This is a genomic window from Paenarthrobacter sp. NEAU-H11, from assembly GCF_050573415.1.
In the GTDB taxonomy this organism is placed as follows: Bacteria; Actinomycetota; Actinomycetes; order Actinomycetales; family Micrococcaceae; genus Arthrobacter.
Window position 1 is genome coordinate 12,299 of record NZ_JBNZGA010000012.1, and the last position, 16,415, is coordinate 28,713.

The 16,415-nt window shown below is 66.6% G+C and carries 15 protein-coding genes; 5 read left to right on the plus strand and 10 right to left on the minus strand.

Features of this window, described 5'->3' with window-relative positions; genetic code table 11:
- Position 1: 1 nt before the first annotated feature.
- The 5 genes from ACQ3DC_RS15015 to ACQ3DC_RS15035 form a co-directional block, all read right to left on the minus strand.
- Positions 2-376, minus strand: a complete 375-nt coding sequence (locus ACQ3DC_RS15015) for a nuclear transport factor 2 family protein (protein WP_157240351.1) — start codon at positions 374-376, stop codon at positions 2-4.
- Positions 377-415: 39 nt separating this feature from the next.
- Positions 416-919 (minus strand): DUF456 domain-containing protein, encoded by a 504-nt coding sequence (locus ACQ3DC_RS15020; protein WP_157240349.1) that lies wholly within the window; start codon positions 917-919, stop codon positions 416-418.
- Positions 920-1,034: 115 nt separating this feature from the next.
- Positions 1,035-2,234 (minus strand): NAD(P)-dependent malic enzyme, encoded by a 1,200-nt coding sequence (locus ACQ3DC_RS15025; RefSeq protein WP_321214740.1) that lies wholly within the window; start codon positions 2,232-2,234, stop codon positions 1,035-1,037.
- Positions 2,235-2,518: 284 nt separating this feature from the next.
- The gene (locus tag ACQ3DC_RS15030) at positions 2,519-3,127 is read right to left on the minus strand and encodes a TetR/AcrR family transcriptional regulator (RefSeq protein ID WP_157240347.1); all 609 of its coding nucleotides are present in this window, start codon (positions 3,125-3,127) and stop codon (positions 2,519-2,521) included.
- Positions 3,128-3,256: 129 nt separating this feature from the next.
- Positions 3,257-4,543, minus strand: coding sequence for an MFS transporter (locus tag ACQ3DC_RS15035; protein WP_157240345.1), 1,287 nt, complete (start codon positions 4,541-4,543; stop codon positions 3,257-3,259).
- A 122-nt stretch (positions 4,544-4,665) separates the two neighbouring features.
- On the opposite strand from ACQ3DC_RS15035, the gene rraA reads away from it, so the two are divergent.
- The 3 genes from rraA to ACQ3DC_RS15050 all read left to right on the plus strand — a co-directional run bounded on the left by rraA (position 4,666) and on the right by ACQ3DC_RS15050 (position 8,568).
- Positions 4,666-5,163 carry a ribonuclease E activity regulator RraA gene (gene rraA / locus ACQ3DC_RS15040; RefSeq protein WP_321214741.1) on the plus strand — a complete coding sequence of 166 codons (498 nt, stop codon included), beginning with the start codon at positions 4,666-4,668 and terminating at the stop codon, positions 5,161-5,163.
- Positions 5,164-5,273: 110 nt separating this feature from the next.
- A complete protein-coding gene (locus ACQ3DC_RS15045; RefSeq protein ID WP_430752611.1) occupies positions 5,274-6,926 on the plus strand; it encodes an MDR family MFS transporter in 1,653 nt (550 codons plus the stop codon).
- Between the two features lie 202 nt (positions 6,927-7,128).
- Positions 7,129-8,568 (plus strand): sugar porter family MFS transporter, encoded by a 1,440-nt coding sequence (locus ACQ3DC_RS15050; protein WP_157240339.1) that lies wholly within the window; start codon positions 7,129-7,131, stop codon positions 8,566-8,568.
- A gap of 102 nt (positions 8,569-8,670) precedes the next feature.
- On the opposite strand, the gene ACQ3DC_RS15055 is transcribed toward ACQ3DC_RS15050, so the two are convergent.
- The 4 genes from ACQ3DC_RS15055 to ACQ3DC_RS15070 form a co-directional block, all read right to left on the minus strand.
- On the minus strand, positions 8,671-9,162 hold the full coding sequence (locus ACQ3DC_RS15055; RefSeq protein WP_430752654.1) for a GNAT family N-acetyltransferase: 492 nt from the start codon (positions 9,160-9,162) through the stop codon (positions 8,671-8,673).
- A gap of 178 nt (positions 9,163-9,340) precedes the next feature.
- Positions 9,341-10,504: a mannitol-1-phosphate 5-dehydrogenase gene (locus ACQ3DC_RS15060; protein ID WP_430752612.1), complete on the minus strand. Its 1,164-nt coding sequence runs from the start codon at positions 10,502-10,504 to the stop codon at positions 9,341-9,343.
- A complete protein-coding gene (locus tag ACQ3DC_RS15065; RefSeq protein WP_321214744.1) occupies positions 10,504-12,495 on the minus strand; it encodes a PTS mannitol transporter subunit IICBA in 1,992 nt (663 codons plus the stop codon). The genes ACQ3DC_RS15060 and ACQ3DC_RS15065 overlap by 1 nt, the downstream gene beginning before the upstream one ends.
- 75 nt (positions 12,496-12,570) lie before the next feature.
- A complete protein-coding gene (locus ACQ3DC_RS15070) occupies positions 12,571-13,299 on the minus strand; it encodes a TetR/AcrR family transcriptional regulator (RefSeq protein ID WP_321214745.1) in 729 nt (242 codons plus the stop codon).
- Positions 13,300-13,461: 162 nt separating this feature from the next.
- Between ACQ3DC_RS15070 and ptsP the strand changes: the two genes are divergently transcribed.
- On the plus strand, positions 13,462-15,147 hold the full coding sequence (ptsP, locus tag ACQ3DC_RS15075; RefSeq protein ID WP_321214746.1) for a phosphoenolpyruvate--protein phosphotransferase: 1,686 nt from the start codon (positions 13,462-13,464) through the stop codon (positions 15,145-15,147).
- A gap of 24 nt (positions 15,148-15,171) precedes the next feature.
- On the opposite strand, the gene ACQ3DC_RS15080 is transcribed toward ptsP, so the two are convergent.
- Entirely contained in the window at positions 15,172-15,954 is a 783-nt protein-coding gene (locus ACQ3DC_RS15080) for an alpha/beta fold hydrolase (RefSeq protein ID WP_157240333.1), read from the minus strand.
- A gap of 48 nt (positions 15,955-16,002) precedes the next feature.
- Between ACQ3DC_RS15080 and ACQ3DC_RS15085 the strand changes: the two genes are divergently transcribed.
- The gene (locus ACQ3DC_RS15085; protein WP_430752613.1) at positions 16,003-16,410 is read left to right on the plus strand and encodes a helix-turn-helix domain-containing protein; all 408 of its coding nucleotides are present in this window, start codon (positions 16,003-16,005) and stop codon (positions 16,408-16,410) included.
- Positions 16,411-16,415: the final 5 nt, after the last annotated feature.

Below are 16,415 nucleotides of genomic sequence, written 5' to 3' on the forward strand. Positions count from 1 at the left end.
CCTAGGCCCGCTCCATGTACCATTCGGTGAAGGAAGCGGCGCGGCCTGCCCCGTCGAACCGGATGACCCAGAGGTTGTCGTAGCTGGGACGGTCGCCCGAATAAACGGTGACGCCCTGCACGAAAGCGGTGTCGGCGTCGGCCCCCGCCAGCTCCCAGCTGAACGTCCAGTCGCCCGGTTGGTCCCGGGCGGCGAGCCAGCCCTCCACAATGCCGTCCTGGCCCAGCCACGGGTCCGGATCGCCCGGCCGCGTTTCATACCGCGCATCTTCCGTGAACAGGGCCCGGATGTCCTCTGGCTCGTTGCTGGTCCAGGCGGCCTGGTACTTGTCCATCCAGCCCTGCACGTGCTCGCGTGCTGAAGTCGGTTCAGTCATGGTGCCGTTCTACGCCCCGCAGTCCCGGCCCGCAAGCACTCAGCCGCTTGCGGCAGCGATCCACACGCCGATCACCCAGGTGCTGCCCGCCAGGCATGCCAGGCCGAACTCGGCGAGCATGCCCAGGCCGGTGGCCTTGAGGGCTGCCCAGCTGGAGGTCGCGGCGGAACCCACGTTCCGGGTGCGGAGGAATTCGCTGAGCAGGAGTCCGGCGGCGAAGCCCACGAAGAGTCCCACCACGGGGATGATGAACATTCCCGCCACGCCGGCCACCAGCGCGGCCACGATGCTTCGGCTGGGGATGGAATGTTCCTTCAGTTTCCTGCCGGTAAGGACAGCGCTGGCAGCCATGCCCGCCACCACGAACATCATGGCAATCGCGAACACCACCCAGCCCGCGGTGCCGGCGCCGCCCCAGATTGCCCAGGCCAGCAGGCTTGCGCCAATCAGGATGCTGCCCGGAAGCACCGGAATGACTGTCCCCGCCACGCCTACGAGGATAGCCAGGCCGCACAGGATGGTCACGACAGTTTCGGAGGTCATGGACTCCAGTCTATGGTTGGCGCCCTGTCAACCCCCGACGGCGGTGCCTCCCGCGCAGGGGAGGCACCGCCGTCGTACATTCCACTAAGGGGTAGGTCTGCCAGCGGAAGGGCTGCTACTCCGCTTCCACCGCAGCTGCGACGGCGGCGGTGACCGCCGGGGCAACGCGCGGGTCCAGCGGGCTGGGCACGATGTAGTCGGCCGACAGGTCCTCCGCCGCGAGCTCGGCGATGGCGTACGCCGCGGCCAGCTTCATGGCGGGGGTGATGCGCCGGGCGCCGGCATCCAGGGCGCCGCGGAAGATGCCCGGGAAGGCAAGCACGTTGTTGATCTGGTTGGGGAAGTCGCTGCGGCCGGTGGCGACGACGGCAGCGTACTTGGCTGCCACCTCGGGCAGGACTTCGGGGTCCGGGTTGGAGAGCGCGAAGACGATGGCGTCCTGGTTCATGAGCTTCAGGTGTTCCTCGTCCAGCTTGGAGGAGGAGACGCCGATGAACACGTCCGCGCCGGCGAGGGCCTCGGCCGGGCCGCCTTCCACCCCGCGGGGATTGCTGCGGGCCGCGATGTCAGCCTTCTTGCTGGCCGTGTCCGCGGCGAGGTCGGCGCGGCCGCTGTTGATGACGCCCCGGGAGTCGAGCAGGACGACGTCCGTGATCCCGGCTGCGAGCAGGATTTCAGCGACGGCGATGCCGGCTGCCCCTGCGCCGGAGACCACAACGCGCAGGCCCTCCAGGGCGCGGCCTGTGACTTTGGCGGCGTTGGTCAGGGCAGCAAGGGCGACGACGGCGGTGCCGTGCTGGTCATCGTGCATGACGGGGCAGTCCAGGGCCTCGATGAGCTTCTCTTCCAGCTCGAAGCAGCGGGGCGCGGAGATGTCCTCGAGGTTGACGGCTCCGAAGCTGGGGCGCAGGCGGACCAGGGTCTCCACGATTTCGTCCACATCGGTGGTGTTGAGGACCAGGGGGATCGAGTCGAGGTCGCCGAAGGTCTTAAACAGGGCGGACTTGCCCTCCATGACGGGCAGGGAAGCGCTGGCCCCGATGTTGCCCAGGCCCAGGACGGCAGTGCCGTCACTGACTACCACCACCAGGCGCTGGGCCCAGGTGAGGGTGCGGGCGAGCTCGGGCTTGGCGTGGATGGCGCGGCTGACCTCGGCCACTCCCGGCGTGTAGGCGATGGAAAGATCGCGTTTGTTGGACAGCGGAACGGTGCTGGCAATGGAGAGCTTGCCGCCCTGGTGGGCGTCGAAGATCTCGGCTTCGCTCAGGGCGGTGGCTGCGGAATTGTCAGTGGCTGCAAATGCGTCAATGGACACGTCGTTGTCTCCTGGTGCTGGCCGTGGGCGCACGGCACGTGGGGCTCAAGTCCGGAACGGCTCGAGGCAGTGGCGATGGTGCGGCAGGAAACCCAAGGGGTGGCGGGTCCGTGGGAGCTTGGGGGATGGTCCCTGCTGCTCCGTTTGAACCATGGTAGGCGGGACAGAAGGGACGCCGATCCGATTTGACGGCAAGACACCAGTGCCACAACGTTTTAGCACGGCTTTTTGTGAGGTACGCCACGCCAATATGGCTGATTTAATGGCGGATTGGTCTAGACCTGTTACGCGCTTTGGTGAAGTGTGTAGCCGGGCTGGCCGGTTCCGGACAGGCGTGCACAGGCTTTTTTGAGGTCTTCCTCGGCCTCGAAGAGGGACAGCCGCCGGTTTCGCACGGACTGGACCAGACCAGTGACAGTCAGCAGCAGCACCCGGGCGGCCGTGGCATCACCGCACGCCGCAGTCAGTGCCTTCTCCCCCAAGGCATCGATCTCACGGAGGAGGCCGGTGGTGTCCCTGTCCGGGAGGTAGACGCCGCGGGTCAGGCACTGCTCCACAGCCGGCTGCATGACGCGCATGTGGAAGATCTCCATCACCAGCCCGGCGAGCGCCCGGCCGCGGAAACGGGCGGCGCTGGTCCCGGCCGGCCCTTGGAGTTCCTCCAGCTGGTGGCGGTACAGGGCGAGCATCAGGTGGGTGGGGGAAGGGAAGTAGCGGTAAAGCGTGCCGAGCGGGACATCGGCCTTGGCGGCCACCTCAGGAAGGTCAACCGAGTCCAGGCCCTTGCGCGCGAAGCCTCCCGCAGCTTCCAGGATCTTGGCGTAGCGGAACCGCTGGCGCGGTGCGGTGGGCCTGGGGGCCATGGGCGGATGGTCTGGAAGAATCTCGGGCATCAGCATTCCGGGGTTGTGTTCCTATGGTGCGGTCCTCCCCATGCCGGACCGCCTGCAATCCGGTTCAACTATACGGCACACCAATATGCCCTAATCAGTCAGGTGCCTTACTTCCGGCCCGTCAGAGCGTCAGCGGACGCTCTTGATCTTCACTACAAAAACGGCCCCGAGCAGCCCGATGACGGTTGCAGTGATAAACAGCGAGACGTAACCGCCGGCATACCGTACCGCCACGAACGCCAGCGCCGGTGCCACCACCTGGGGCAGCGAGGCGGCCACATTGATGACTCCCATGTCCTTGCCGCGGTGGGCCGCTTGGGGCAGGACCTGGGTCAGCAGCGCGAAGTCCACCGCAAGGTACGCTCCGAAGCCAATTCCCAAGACAGCCGCGCCTACCAGCGCTCCGGGCCACACTGGAAAGAAGGCCAGGATCATGCCGGCCATGGCGATGACGGCAGAGGAACCTATGACAAACGGCTTGCGCCGGCCAACCCTGTCGCTCCAAGGCCCGGCCACAACCGCGGTGATTATCACCATCGCGGCATAGATGCCGGTGAGGACCAGCACTCCCGCCGCCGGGTCCTCGTGCCTGATGATGTCGCGAAGGAAGAAGAGCAGGTAGACGATGGTCAGCTGGTTGCCCACGTTCACCAGGAAGCGGGTCAGCCAGGCCCACGCGAAGTCCGGATACAGCCGCGGGCTGATCCAGAAGCCCCGGAGGAATTGCCGCAGCCGAAACTCCGGGTGCTCCCCCCGTGGCAGTGCGGGATCGTTCCGGTGGAACAGGTAGGGAAGCACGGACAGCAGCAGTGCCACAGCGCACAGCCAGTAGCCCACCATGAAGTTGCCGGCCACAACAGCTCCGAAGACGGCGCCGGTCAGGATTCCCAGCGTCTGGCCCATGGCGGCCAGACCGCCCACTCCGCCGCGCTGCGTGACCGGCACGCGGTCCGGCACAGCGGCGGTGATGGCGGCGTACGCGGCGTTGGCGCCGAGCTGTACCAGGCACCAAAAGATCACCATCAGCGCCACGGTGGGGGCTCCGGACATGGCCAGGAGCGCGGCGGCAGCCAGCACGGCACCGGCCAGGATCCACGGTGAACGGCGGCCGAACCGCGACGTGGTCCGGTCCGACAACGCGCCGAAGAGCGGATTGGCCACCAGGGATACCGCAGCGCCGCAGGCAGTGACCAGGGAAAGGATGGCTTCCTTGCTGGGCGCATCGATGCTGATGGCCTGCTGCCCGATGAAGACGTTAATGGGGCCGAAGAATGCGGCGTTGATACCGACGTTGACCAGCACCAGCCCTGCGACCCAGCGCGCGGTGACCTTTTGGGTTGGCTCGGCGAGCGCCGCCGTCGTACTCTGCGTCCCTGCGCCCTGATCCAGCGGTGCGGGAGTATCGGACAGGCTCATGACGTGCTCCCCGGGGACGGCTGACAGGCGACGGAATCAGACTATCGTGGGCGTAAGCGTGCGGCCGTGCCTTACACCGGAACGGCGCCACAAGCTTCACCGAGGATCAGGGAGAGAACCACATGAGTGCAGCGTCCACGCCCGCGGAGGGCACCGCCATCAACACCGCAGACCTCTACGACGAACGCGGCGACGAACTGGCATCGATTTCATTGCAGTTCCAGTCCCTGGGCGGCCGCTCGCACTTCAGTGGCCGGGCGCGGACCATCCGCTGCTTCCAGGACAACGCGCTGGTGAAATCCACGTTGGCCACGCCGGGCAACGGCAGCGTGCTGGTGGTGGACGGCGGAGGCTCGCTGGGCACGGCCCTGATGGGGGACATGATCGCAGAAAGCGCGGTGGCGAACGGCTGGGCCGGCGTCGTCATCAACGGGGCAATCCGTGACCGGGAAGCGATCGCCCGGCTGGACCTCGGCGTAAAGGCCCTGGGCAGCAACCCCCGCAAGAGCGCCAAGGCAGGAGCCGGCGAAGTTGACGTGGATGTGAAGATCGGCGACGTGACGATCCGGACCGGCGCCATGATCTGGTGCGACCCTGACGGCATTTTGGTGGAACGGTAGCGTCCCGGGCGCAGGAAGTTTTTTCGGCTGCCAGGAATAGGACCCGGCGTAAGATAGTTACTGAAAGCAACTATCAATGCTTGATCCTCTTCCTTACCCCTGGAGCAGCCATGTCCAAAACCCCCGCCGCGCGCGCCGCCGGAGAAACCCTGACGCAGCGCCAGATTGTCACCGTGATGGTGGGCCTGATGCTGGGCATGTTCCTGGCGTCGCTGGACCAGACCATCGTGTCCACGTCCATCTACACCATCGCCAACGACCTGGACGGGCTCTCGCTCCAGGCCTGGGCCACCACCGCCTACCTCATCACCTCCACTGTCAGCACCCCGCTGTACGGCAAGCTGAGCGACATCTTCGGCCGCCGCCCGCTGTACCTGACCGCCATCATCATCTTCCTGGCCGGTTCCCTGTACGCCGGCTCGGTCCACTCCATGACGGAGCTCGCCATTGCCCGGGGTATCCAAGGCCTGGGCGCCGGCGGCCTGCTGGCCCTCGCGCTGACCATCATCGGCGACATCGTGTCCCTCAAGGACCGTGCCAAGTACCAGGGCTACTTCATGTCCGTGTTCGGCATCTCCTCCGTGCTCGGCCCCGTGGTGGGCGGCGCGTTCGCCGGTTCCGCCACCATCCTGGGGTTCGACGGCTGGCGCTGGGTGTTCTTCATCAACCTGCCCATCGGCCTGGCAGCGCTGGCAGTGGTCTTCCTCTTCCTTCACCTGCCGGCCAAGCACGTGAAGCAGAAGATCGACTACTGGGGCGCGGCAGCCATCACCCTGGCCATCGTGCCGCTGCTGCTGGTGGCGGAGCAGGGCCGCAGCTGGGGTTGGGCTTCCTTCAACTCCTTCCTTTGCTACGGCTTGGGTGTGGTGGGCATTGCCTGGTTCCTGCTGGCCGAAAAGCGTGCCGGCGACTACGCCCTGATTCCCCTGCGGCTCTTCCGGAATGCCACGTTTGGCCTGTCCTCGCTGCTGAACTTCATCATCGGCATCGGCATGTTCGGCGCCATCGCCATGCTGCCGATGTACCTGCAGCTGGTGAAGGGCCTCACCCCCACCGAGGCCGGCCTGATGATGATCACCTTCACCGTGGGCATCCTCACCGGGTCCATCACGGCCGGGCGCACCATCTCCTCGTCCGGGACCTACCGGATCTTCCCCATCCTGGGCACGGCCATCCTCACGGCTGCCGCCACAGTCATGGGACTGTCCCTCGGGGTGGACACCAGACTGTGGGTTCCCGGCGTGATCGCGGTGTTCTTCGGCATGGGCCTGGGCTTCTGCATGCAGCCGCTCACCCTGGCCATGCAGGTGTCCGTGCCGCGCCGCGACATGGGCGTGGGCACCTCCTCAGCGGCGTTTTTCCGCTCCATGGGCGGCGCGGTGGGCACTGCCGTGTTCATCTCCATGCTGTTCAGCCTGGCGGCGAGCCGGATCGCGGACAGCATGCGGGCCGCCATGGAGAGCCCGGACTACCAGGCAGTGCTCCGCGACCCGTCCGTCGCAGCCGACCCCGCCAACGCCAAGCTGTACGAATTCTTCCGGAACGGCGCGTCCAACGAGTCCCTCAACGACACCAGCTGGCTCCACACCGCCAACAGCACGCTGACCCGTCCCATCACGGAGGGCTTCGCCTACGCCATCGACGCAGTGATGCTCACCGCGGCGGTGCTCACCGGCGTCGCGTTCCTCATCAGCTTCGCCCTGCCCGACAAGAAGCTCACGGACCAGTTGGCTGCCCCGCAGGAGCCCGCGGCGGTCCACTAAGCTGACCCGCACCAGACAGGGACGACGACGGCGGCGCGCACCGCCGTCGTCGTCTTCTGTTTCGGAGGGCGACAGTCCGTAAGTGGAACCGCGGGCGGTGACGTGCCACACTGTGTAGCGCGTGTGCGCCGGCCGTCTCGGCCGGTCCCGCAGCCGACGACGTCCGCACCGCATCCACCTAAACCCAGACCAAGGGAGAACCATGCCCACTGCACAGGAGCAGACAACCGCACGGATACCGCAGCGGGTGATCTGGCTGGCGCTCGCAGGGGCGGTGGGCGGATTCCTGTTCGGCTTCGATTCGTCGGTGGTCAACGGCGCGGTGGATGCCATGAAGGACGAGTTCGCACTGTCCGAGGCCGTGACCGGCTTCGCGGTTGCCATCGCCCTGCTGGGGTGCGCCGCCGGCGCGTTCCTTGCGGGCAAGGTGGCGGACCACTACGGGCGCATCCCCGCCATGAAGCTTGGTGCGCTACTCTTCCTGGTCAGCGCGCTGGGCACCGGCTTTGCCTTCGGCGTCTGGGACCTGATCTTCTGGCGCCTGGTGGGCGGGCTCGGAATCGGCCTGGCTTCGGTGATCGCCCCCGCCTACATCTCGGAGATCTCCCCGCGGCACGTCAGGGGCCGGCTGGCCTCGCTGCAGCAACTGGCCATCACCACGGGTATCTTCGCAGCGCTGCTGTCCGATGCGCTCCTGGCCACCAGCGCCGGCGGCGCGGACCAGCCGTACTGGCTGGGGATCGAGGCCTGGCGCTGGATGTTCCTGGCCGCAGCCCTGCCCGCCGTGGTGTACGGCTGGGTAGCCTTCACCCTTCCCGAGTCCCCGCGCTTCCTGGTGTTCCTGGGCAAGGAGGATGAAGCGCGTGCGGTCTTTGATTCGATTGCTCCGGCAGAGGACACAGACCGGCACATCCGGGAGATCCAGGACGCCATCGAGGAGGACAAGCTGGCGGGCCAGAAGGGCTCCCTGCGCGGCAGGACCTTTGGCCTGCAGGCAGTGGTATGGGTGGGCATCGTCCTGTCTGTTTTGCAGCAGTTCGTGGGCATCAACGTGATTTTCTACTACTCCACCACCCTGTGGAAGGCCGTGGGCTTCGAGGAGAAGGACTCCCTGGCCATCTCGGTGGCCACGTCCGTCACCAACATCCTCGTCACCCTGGTGGCCATTGCCCTGGTGGACCGCATCGGCCGCCGGCCCATCCTGCTGGCCGGTTCCGTGGGCATGGCCGTATCACTGGGCGCCATGGCCCTTGCCTTCTCCACCGCCGTGGGCTCCGGTTCCGAGATTTCCCTGCCCGGCGCGTGGGGTCCGGTGGCCCTGGTGGCTGCGAATGTTTTTGTGGTGAGCTTCGGCGCGTCCTGGGGACCGCTGGTGTGGGTGCTCCTGGGCGAGATCTTCCCGTCCAGGATCCGTGCCCGCGCCCTTGGCCTGGCTGCGGCCGCGCAGTGGGTGGCGAACTTTGTGATCACGCTCAGCTTCCCCGTGATGGCCGCCGGCTCGCTGCCGCTGACGTATGCCATGTACGCGCTGTTCGCCGCGGCGTCGTTCTTCTTTGTCATGTTCAAGGTGCCGGAGACCAACGGCATGTCCCTGGAGCAGGCGGAGACCCTGTTCGTGGCCAAGGGCTCGAAGAAGGCCTAGCGCCCGCCCCCGTTCTGCACCCTTCAACGGGCATTGCACCCTTCAACGGGCATTGCACCCCGGAACGCCCGGGTGCAATGTCCGTTTGTGGGTGCGCAGCGATCAGAGCGGAAGCTTCATGCCTTCATGGGAGGCTTCAAAGCCGAGGCGCTCGTAGAACCGGTGCGCCCCTTTCCGCGTCTTGTGGGTGGTCAGTTGCATGAGCGTGCAGCCGCGGCGCCGGGATTCATCGATGGCCCACCGCACCATCAGGTTCCCGAGCCCTTTGCCACGGAGGCCCGCGGCCACCCGCACGCCCTCGATCTGCGAGCGCCAGGCGCCCTGCCGCGACATACCCGGGAGGAAACTCAGCTGGAAGGTGGCCACCAAGGGACCGTCCGCTGCGCCGTCCGGCACGAACTCCCCCACGACCAGCAGGTGGCAGGGGTCGGCGTCGATCGCTTCCATGGCACGCTCATAAGGCGCCATGTCTTCCCGGCGCTCCCGCCCTGCGCCCAGCGAATCATCCGCGAGCAGCTGCACAATGGCCGGAAGGTCTGCGGGTGCGGCGGGGCGGAGGCGGAAGGTCCCGCCGTCGACGCCGGCGGTCAACAGGAAGGGCTGGGCACCTGGGTTGCGAATCACCGGACCAGCATTCCACACGTGGGGACATGACAAATCACGACGCCGGCACTCGGGTGAGTGCCGGCGTCGTGATTGCAGGAGGGTTGGGGGAAAACCCGCGTTATCTGCGAGAGGGTTGGCGAAAAAGCCGCAGGAAGTGCGAGAGCGTTCAGGCCGGGGCGCTGGCGGCCTCTGCCTGCCGCTCTTCCACCAGCGTTACCACGGCGTTGAACAGCGGATGGTCCGGTTCCAGGCCGGTAATGCGGGCGGTGGCCTCCGCCGGGCTGGAGGACGCCAGTATCCCCTCGAGTTCCGTCGCTTCGGCGTCGGCGGGATCATTGAAGCGCAGTGCCGCCGCGATGGCGCCCAGGAGCGCCTCGGGCACTATGCCACGTTCCGCGAGTTCTGCTGCGGGGCCGATGAACCGTTCGTGCCGGCTCAGCTTCCGCAGCGGGGCACGGCCCACCCGGTGGACGGTGTCCGGCAGGTAGGGGTTGGAGAACCGGACCAGGATCTTCTGGACGTAGGCTTCCTGCTCGTCGTTGCTGAAGCCGTGCTTGCTGACCAGGAGCTGTTTGGTTTCCTCCAGCACTGCCCGGACATCCTCGGCCACGTCCTGGTCAGCCATGGCGTCGGAGATCTTCTCCAGCCCCGCCTCGAACCCGAAGTAGGCGGCCGAGGCGTGGCCGGTGTTGACGGTGAACAGCTTCCGCTCGATGTACGGCGAGAGGTCATCCACAAAGGTGGCGCCCGGGATCACCGGTGCGGAATCACCGAAGGCGGAGCGGTCGATGACCCATTCGTAAAAGGTCTCCACGGTGACGTCCAGGCCCTGCCCGGGTTCCTGGTTGGGCACGATCCGGTCCACGGCGGTGTTGGCGAACACGACTTTCCCGTCCAGCGCCCCGGCGGCGGCCCCCGGCTGGGAGGCCACCTCCTTGGCAAGGATGTCCGTGGCGTTGATGGCGTTTTCACACGCCATGACCTGCAGCGGCGGAAGGCCGGGTTCCCGTGCCACGATGCCCCTGGCAATGACGGGTGCCACGAACTTCAGGATGTGCGGGCCCACTGCGGTGGTGACGATGTCCGCCGTCGCGATTTCCGCGACGAGCTCCGCTTCCTGCGTGGTGGAGTTCAGCGCGCGGAAATTGGTGACTGTCCGCACTGCAGGGTTTTCCCCCACCTCGTGTACGGCGTAGCTGTCCGCTGCAGCGAGCTGGTTGATGAGTTCCTCGGCAACGTCCGCGAACACCACCTCGTAGCCGGCGTCGTGCAGGAGCAGCCCAACAAAGCCGCGGCCGATGTTTCCAGCTCCGAAATGTACAGCCTTCACTATGCGTTGACCTTTCCGAAGAGCTCCAGGACTTCGTCCACGGAGGTGGCAGCCTCAAGCCGGGCAACCTGTTCCTTGTTGGTGAAGACTTTTGCGATGGAGGACAGGATGTGCAGGTGTTCGTTGTTGACTCCTGCGACGCCGACGACGAACTTGACCTGCTTGCCGTTCCAGTCGATGCCCTCCGGGTAGCGGATCACGGACACCGCAGACTTCCGGATGTGGTCCTTGGCGGCATTGGTGCCGTGCGGGATGGCCAGGAAGCTGCCCATGTACGTGGACACCGACTGCTCCCGCTCGTGCATGGCTGCGATGTAACCCTCGTCCACGGCACCCCGGTCCAGCAGGAGCCGGCCGGCCTCGTCGATGGCGGCGTCGCGCGTGGTGGCCGATCCCTCCAGCACCACGCTCTCGCGGGCCAGGATCTCATGGGTGCCGGCACCGGGGGCGGCTGCCACCGGAGCCTCGGCTGCGTCGGCACCGCCCGCCTGCCCGCCCTCGGTGTTGCTCTCCCGCACCAGTTCCACGATCTCGTCGTAGCGCGGGCTGCTCATGAAGTTGTCCACCGAGTAGTGGACGGCACTGGACGTGGCCGGCTTGGCGCGTTCGGTCAGGTCCTGGTGGGTGATCACGACGTCGTAGTCGTCGCGAAGGTTGGCGATGGCCGCGTTGGTGACCTTGACGTCCGGGAACCCGGCCGCCTTGATCTTGTTCCGCAGCACCGAGGCGCCCATGGCACTGGAGCCCATGCCGGCGTCGCACGCGAACACGATGTTGCGCACCGGACCGGCCAGGACGGCCACACCGCCCGCGCCGGCAGCCGCACCGGCGCCGGTCAGGGTGGAGGCTACTGAGCTCTTCTTGCCCTTCATCTGTTCCATCTTTGAGGTGGCGTCACTGAGGTCCACTTCGTCGCTGTGCTTGGTGGTCTTCATGATGATGGAGGCCACCAGGAAGGAGGCCGTCGTGGCCAGCAGGACCGCGAGAATCACTCCTAGGTAGCTGTCGCGGGAGGTCTGGGCGAGCACGGCAAAGATGGAACCGGGGGCGGCCGGCGCCACCAGTCCCGAACCGGTGATGGCCAGCGTGGCGATGCCCGTCATGCCGCCTGCGATCGCAGCAAGGATCAGCAGCGGGCGCATCAGGACGTACGGGAAGTAGATTTCGTGGATGCCGCCCAGGAAGTGGATGATGGCTGCACCCGGGGCGGAAGCCTTTGCGGCTCCCCGGCCAAAGAACATGTAGGCGAGCAGGATGCCCAGGCCGGGGCCCGGGTTGGCTTCGAGCAGGAACAGGATGGACTTGCCCTGCTCCAGCGACTGCTGGACGCCCAGCGGGGTGAGCACGCCGTGGTTGATGGCGTTGTTGAGGAACAGCACCTTGGCGGGTTCGATGAAGATGCTGGTGAGCGGCAGCAGGCCGTTGTCCACCAGGAACTGGACCACGTTTCCGGCGCCTGTGCTGAACGCCGAAACCAGGGGGGCGATGCCGTAGAAGCCAAGCATGGCCAGCAGGGCGCCCCAGATGCCGGCCGAGAAGTTGTTGACCAGCATCTCAAAGCCGGGACGGATCTTGCCGTCCCAGATCGAGTCGATCTTCTTCATGGTCCAGCCGCCCAGCGGGCCCATGATCATGGCCCCGATGAACATGGGGATGCCGGCACCCACAATCACGCCCATGGTGCCGATGGCGCCCACCACGCCGCCGCGGACGTCGTAGACCATCCGGCCGCCGGTGTACGCAATCAGCAGGGGCAGCAGGTAGGTGATCATCGGCCCGACGAGGCCGGTGTTCGGCTTTCCGCCCGTCTCGCCAAAACCGCCCAGCTGGGGCACGGGCAGCCAGCCCTTTTCAATGAACAGGGCGGTGATAAGGCCCCAGGCAATGAAAGCGCCGATGTTGGGCATGATCATTCCGGACAGGAAGGTCCCGAACTTTTGGACGTGCACGCGCGCGCTGGTGCGGGGCTTTGCAACTGTCTCTGTTGCCATGTGATTTCCTAACCGTCATTCCTGCTGCTCCGCAGGATGGTCCGATACTTACGACGACGTAGTGCCGGCCTGGATTCAGCCGGCCGGGCTGGTGGAGATGCGGTGGAGCCATTCGAGGAAAAGCTTGAGTTCCGAGCTTGAAAGCTGGTCAGAGTGCGAGGCCTGAAGTGCGGCGTTCAGGGCGATCGCTGCCACCACTACCGAGGATTTCCCGGCGCCGCCCGGGGCCGGGCCGCTGGCGGGCTCGGCTGACACCGCAAAGATCATGGCGTCCCGGGTCATGGTGGACAGTTCGAGGTTCCGTTCGGAGGCGGGCTCCGCAATCAGCATCAGCGTCACCCCCACGTTGGCCGCCAGGATTGACCTGGCCGCTTCCCTGGGCTGGACGTTCAACTGGCCTGCCGCCGCTGCCTTGTTCAGCATCTCCTCCATGAGCGCCTCGGCATCTGCGACGATTGCCGGGCGGCTTTCCGGTCGGATGTTGCCGAACATGACCAAGTACAGTTCCGGCTGTTTCAGCCCGAACTGCACGTGGTTGTCCCACATTCTCCGGATGTCCTCAAGCGGCTGCCCGGAGGGGGCGAAGTCCCTTTCGCCCGCTACATATTCTTCAAACCCTGCGGTGACGACGGCGTCAAACAGACCTTCCTTGTCACCGAAGTGGTGGTACAGGGTGGGTGCTGTAACCCCCGCCAGCTGCGTGATCTGGCGCGTGGACACGGGAGCACCCCCCGAGTTTGCCAGCAGCTCCGCGGCAGCACGGAGCAGTCGCATTTTGGGGGGAAGCTGGCCATCCAAACTCATAACCGCTACCCTAGCACCTATAGCATTGCTATATGAACTGAATCACATACAATTTTTTTCAGGCACGTTTCCCGCCTCCGGACGTAAGCAGTCCAACGGCGGACCGGCATGGCGCCGGACGTATCGGCGGGCCTGGCAACCGGCAGAGAATGAGGACCTTCAGTGCAGAACTTCCCAGGAGTAGGCGTCAGCCCAGGCCGCGTCATCGGCACCGTCCGGCAGATGCCCAAACCCATCAGCGAACCTCCTGCCGGCGAGCAGCTGGCGGCAGGGACCACCGCGGAGGAAGCAACCGCAGCCCTGAAGGCGGCATCCCAGGCCGTGCACGATGAACTGAAGCACCGTGCAGCCCACGCCACCGGTGACGGCAAAGCCGTCCTCGAAGCAACCGCCCTGATGGCCAAGGACACCATGCTGATCAAGGGTGCCGCCAAGCTCGTGGCCCGCGGCACGTCCGCCGAACGCGCCATCTGGGAGTCCGGCTCGTCGGTCTCCGAAATGCTCCACAACCTGGGCGGCTACATGGCAGAACGCGCCACGGACGTCCTCGATGTCCGTGCCCGGATTGTCGCCGAGCTGCGGGGCGTGCCGGCACCCGGCATCCCGGCATCCAGCACCCCGTTCGTCCTGGTGGCGGAGGACCTGGCCCCGGCGGACACCGCCACCCTTGACCCGAACAAGGTCCTCGCCCTCGTCACCGCAGGCGGCGGCCCGCAGTCCCACACGGCCATCATCGCCCGGTCCCTCGGCCTCCCCGCCGTTGTTGCCGCCGTGGGTGTTGATGAGCTCCCCGACGGCACCGAAGTCTATGTGGACGGCGCCGCCGGCAACATCACCTCCGAACCGGACGAATCCCTGCGCGCAGCAGCGGAGGCGTGGGCGGCCACGGCTTCCCTGCTGGCCGAGTTCAGCGGCACGGGCGCGACGGCGGACGGCCACCTGGTGCCGCTGCTCGCCAACGTGGGCGGCGGCAAGGATGCCGAGGCGGCCGCCAAGCTGGGCGCCCAGGGCGTAGGCCTCTTCCGCACCGAGTTCTGCTTCCTGGAGCGCGACACCGAACCCAGCGTCGAAGAGCAGGCCGCGGCCTACAAGAGCGTATTTGACGCCTTCCCGGGAAAGAAGGTGGTCCTGCGCACCCTCGACGCCGGGGCCGACAAGCCGCTCCCGTTCCTGACCGACTCCACCGAGCCGAATCCTGCCCTGGGTGTCCGCGGCTACCGCACGGACTTCACCACCCCCGGTGTCCTGGACCGCCAGCTGGAGGCGATCGCACTTGCGGAGAAGCAGTCCGACGCGGACGTCTGGGTCATGGCCCCCATGATTTCGACGGCGGAAGAGGCCGCCCGGTTTGCCGCGATGTGCGCGGACGCCGGCATCAAGACCCCCGGCGTGATGGTGGAGGTCCCCTCCGCCGCCCTGACCGCCGAGGCCATCCTTCGCGAAGTTGCCTTCGCCAGCCTGGGCACCAATGACCTCACCCAGTACGCCATGGCCGCAGACCGCCAGCTCGGCCCGCTCGCCAACCTCAACACGCCCTGGCAGCCGGCCGTCCTGCGCCTCGTGGGCCTGACCGTTGAAGGATCCCGCGCGGAAGGGAACAACAAACCCGTGGGCGTGTGCGGTGAGGCGGCTGCCGACCCTGCCCTCGCCGTCGTCCTTACCGGCCTGGGCGTAAGCACCCTGTCCATGACGGCCCGCTCCCTTGCTGCCGTGGCAGCAGTGCTGAAGACCGTCACACTCGAGGAAGCCCAGCAGCTGGCCAAGCTGGCACTGTCCGCTCCCAGCGCCACGGAAGCGCGGGCCTGGGTCCGGGAGAAGCTGCCGGTCCTGGAAGAACTCGGGCTCTAGCGGCGCCGTCCGGCTCGTGCCGTCCTAGGCGGTCACGCCGAAGCCATCCAGGGCACGGACCCAGCCGCTGATGGTCTCGGCCGCCGTTCCGGGGGCGGTGTGCTGCAAAACGTGGCCTTGTCCCGGGATTTCAGCCATTGTGCCCTGCTGCGCAATGGCGGCGAGGCGTTCGCACCAGGGGCGGCGCGCAATGGGATCCTTGGCGCCGCGAAGGACCAGGACGGGCTGGCTGACGGCGGCCAGCCTTTCCTCCATGGGGTAGTCCATCATTACCGGAAGTTCCGTGAGGTACCAGCGCGGTCCCGCCCTGAAGTAGTCGCTGAACACGAGGGCGTTCGATGTCAGGCTCTCCCGCAGGAGTGCATCGCGGGTAAGGGCCAGCGCCTGCCTGGTGACGGTCTTCCTGGGGGAATCCACCACCGGCCCCATCAGGACGGCACCGGCCGCCCTGGCAGGTTCCCGGAGCGCCAGTTCCACTGCGAACTGCGTGCCCATGGAATGACCCACAACCACATAGCTGGAAACGCCGGAGTCAGCCAGGACAGCGCCCACGAACTCCGCAAAATCATCGATCTGGAGCTGGCGGGGCGGCCTTGAAGCCTTGCCGAAGCCCGGGAGGTCGAACGTATAGACGTCCGCCTCCTCGGCCAGCTCAAGATGGAGCCGGGCCAGGTAACGGTGCGAAACTCCGATGCCGTGCAGCAGGACGTAGGCAGGCCGGTTCGGGGCTCCCGCGGGGAGGACTGAGGCGTACAGCCTGCCCCGGAGTCCGCCCGCTTCCACGTCCCGGCCGCCAGTAAGTTCCATTTGCCGAGCTTACCCCCGGGGCGGGGTGGCCGCCGGTAGGCTGGGTGCATGGCACTGATAGCTCCCCGGGTAACTGGCGCCCTCCCGTCGGAGGATGCTGAGAAGCTGGGCCGGGCGCTTGCGGGCAGCGATGACATCACCGTCTTCGTGGACGGCACGGTCCATCGGCTGCCGCCACTGGCGAGGGACGCCGTCGTCGACCTCCTGCACCGCTTCAGCCGCGGCGAAGCGGTGACCGTCAGCAGCGTGGAGGACATGCTCACCACGTCCAAGGCAGCCGAGCTGGCGGGTATTTCCCATACGTACCTGCGCAACATGACGGACCGCGGGGAGATCCCGGTGGAATATCGCGGCACCCACCGGCGGATACCGCGGGCCGCCGTCATGGCCTGGCTGGAGGGGCAGAAGAAGTCCGAACAGGGCGACGACGCGAAGGGTCCCGGGAAGGACGCCTAGGTTCT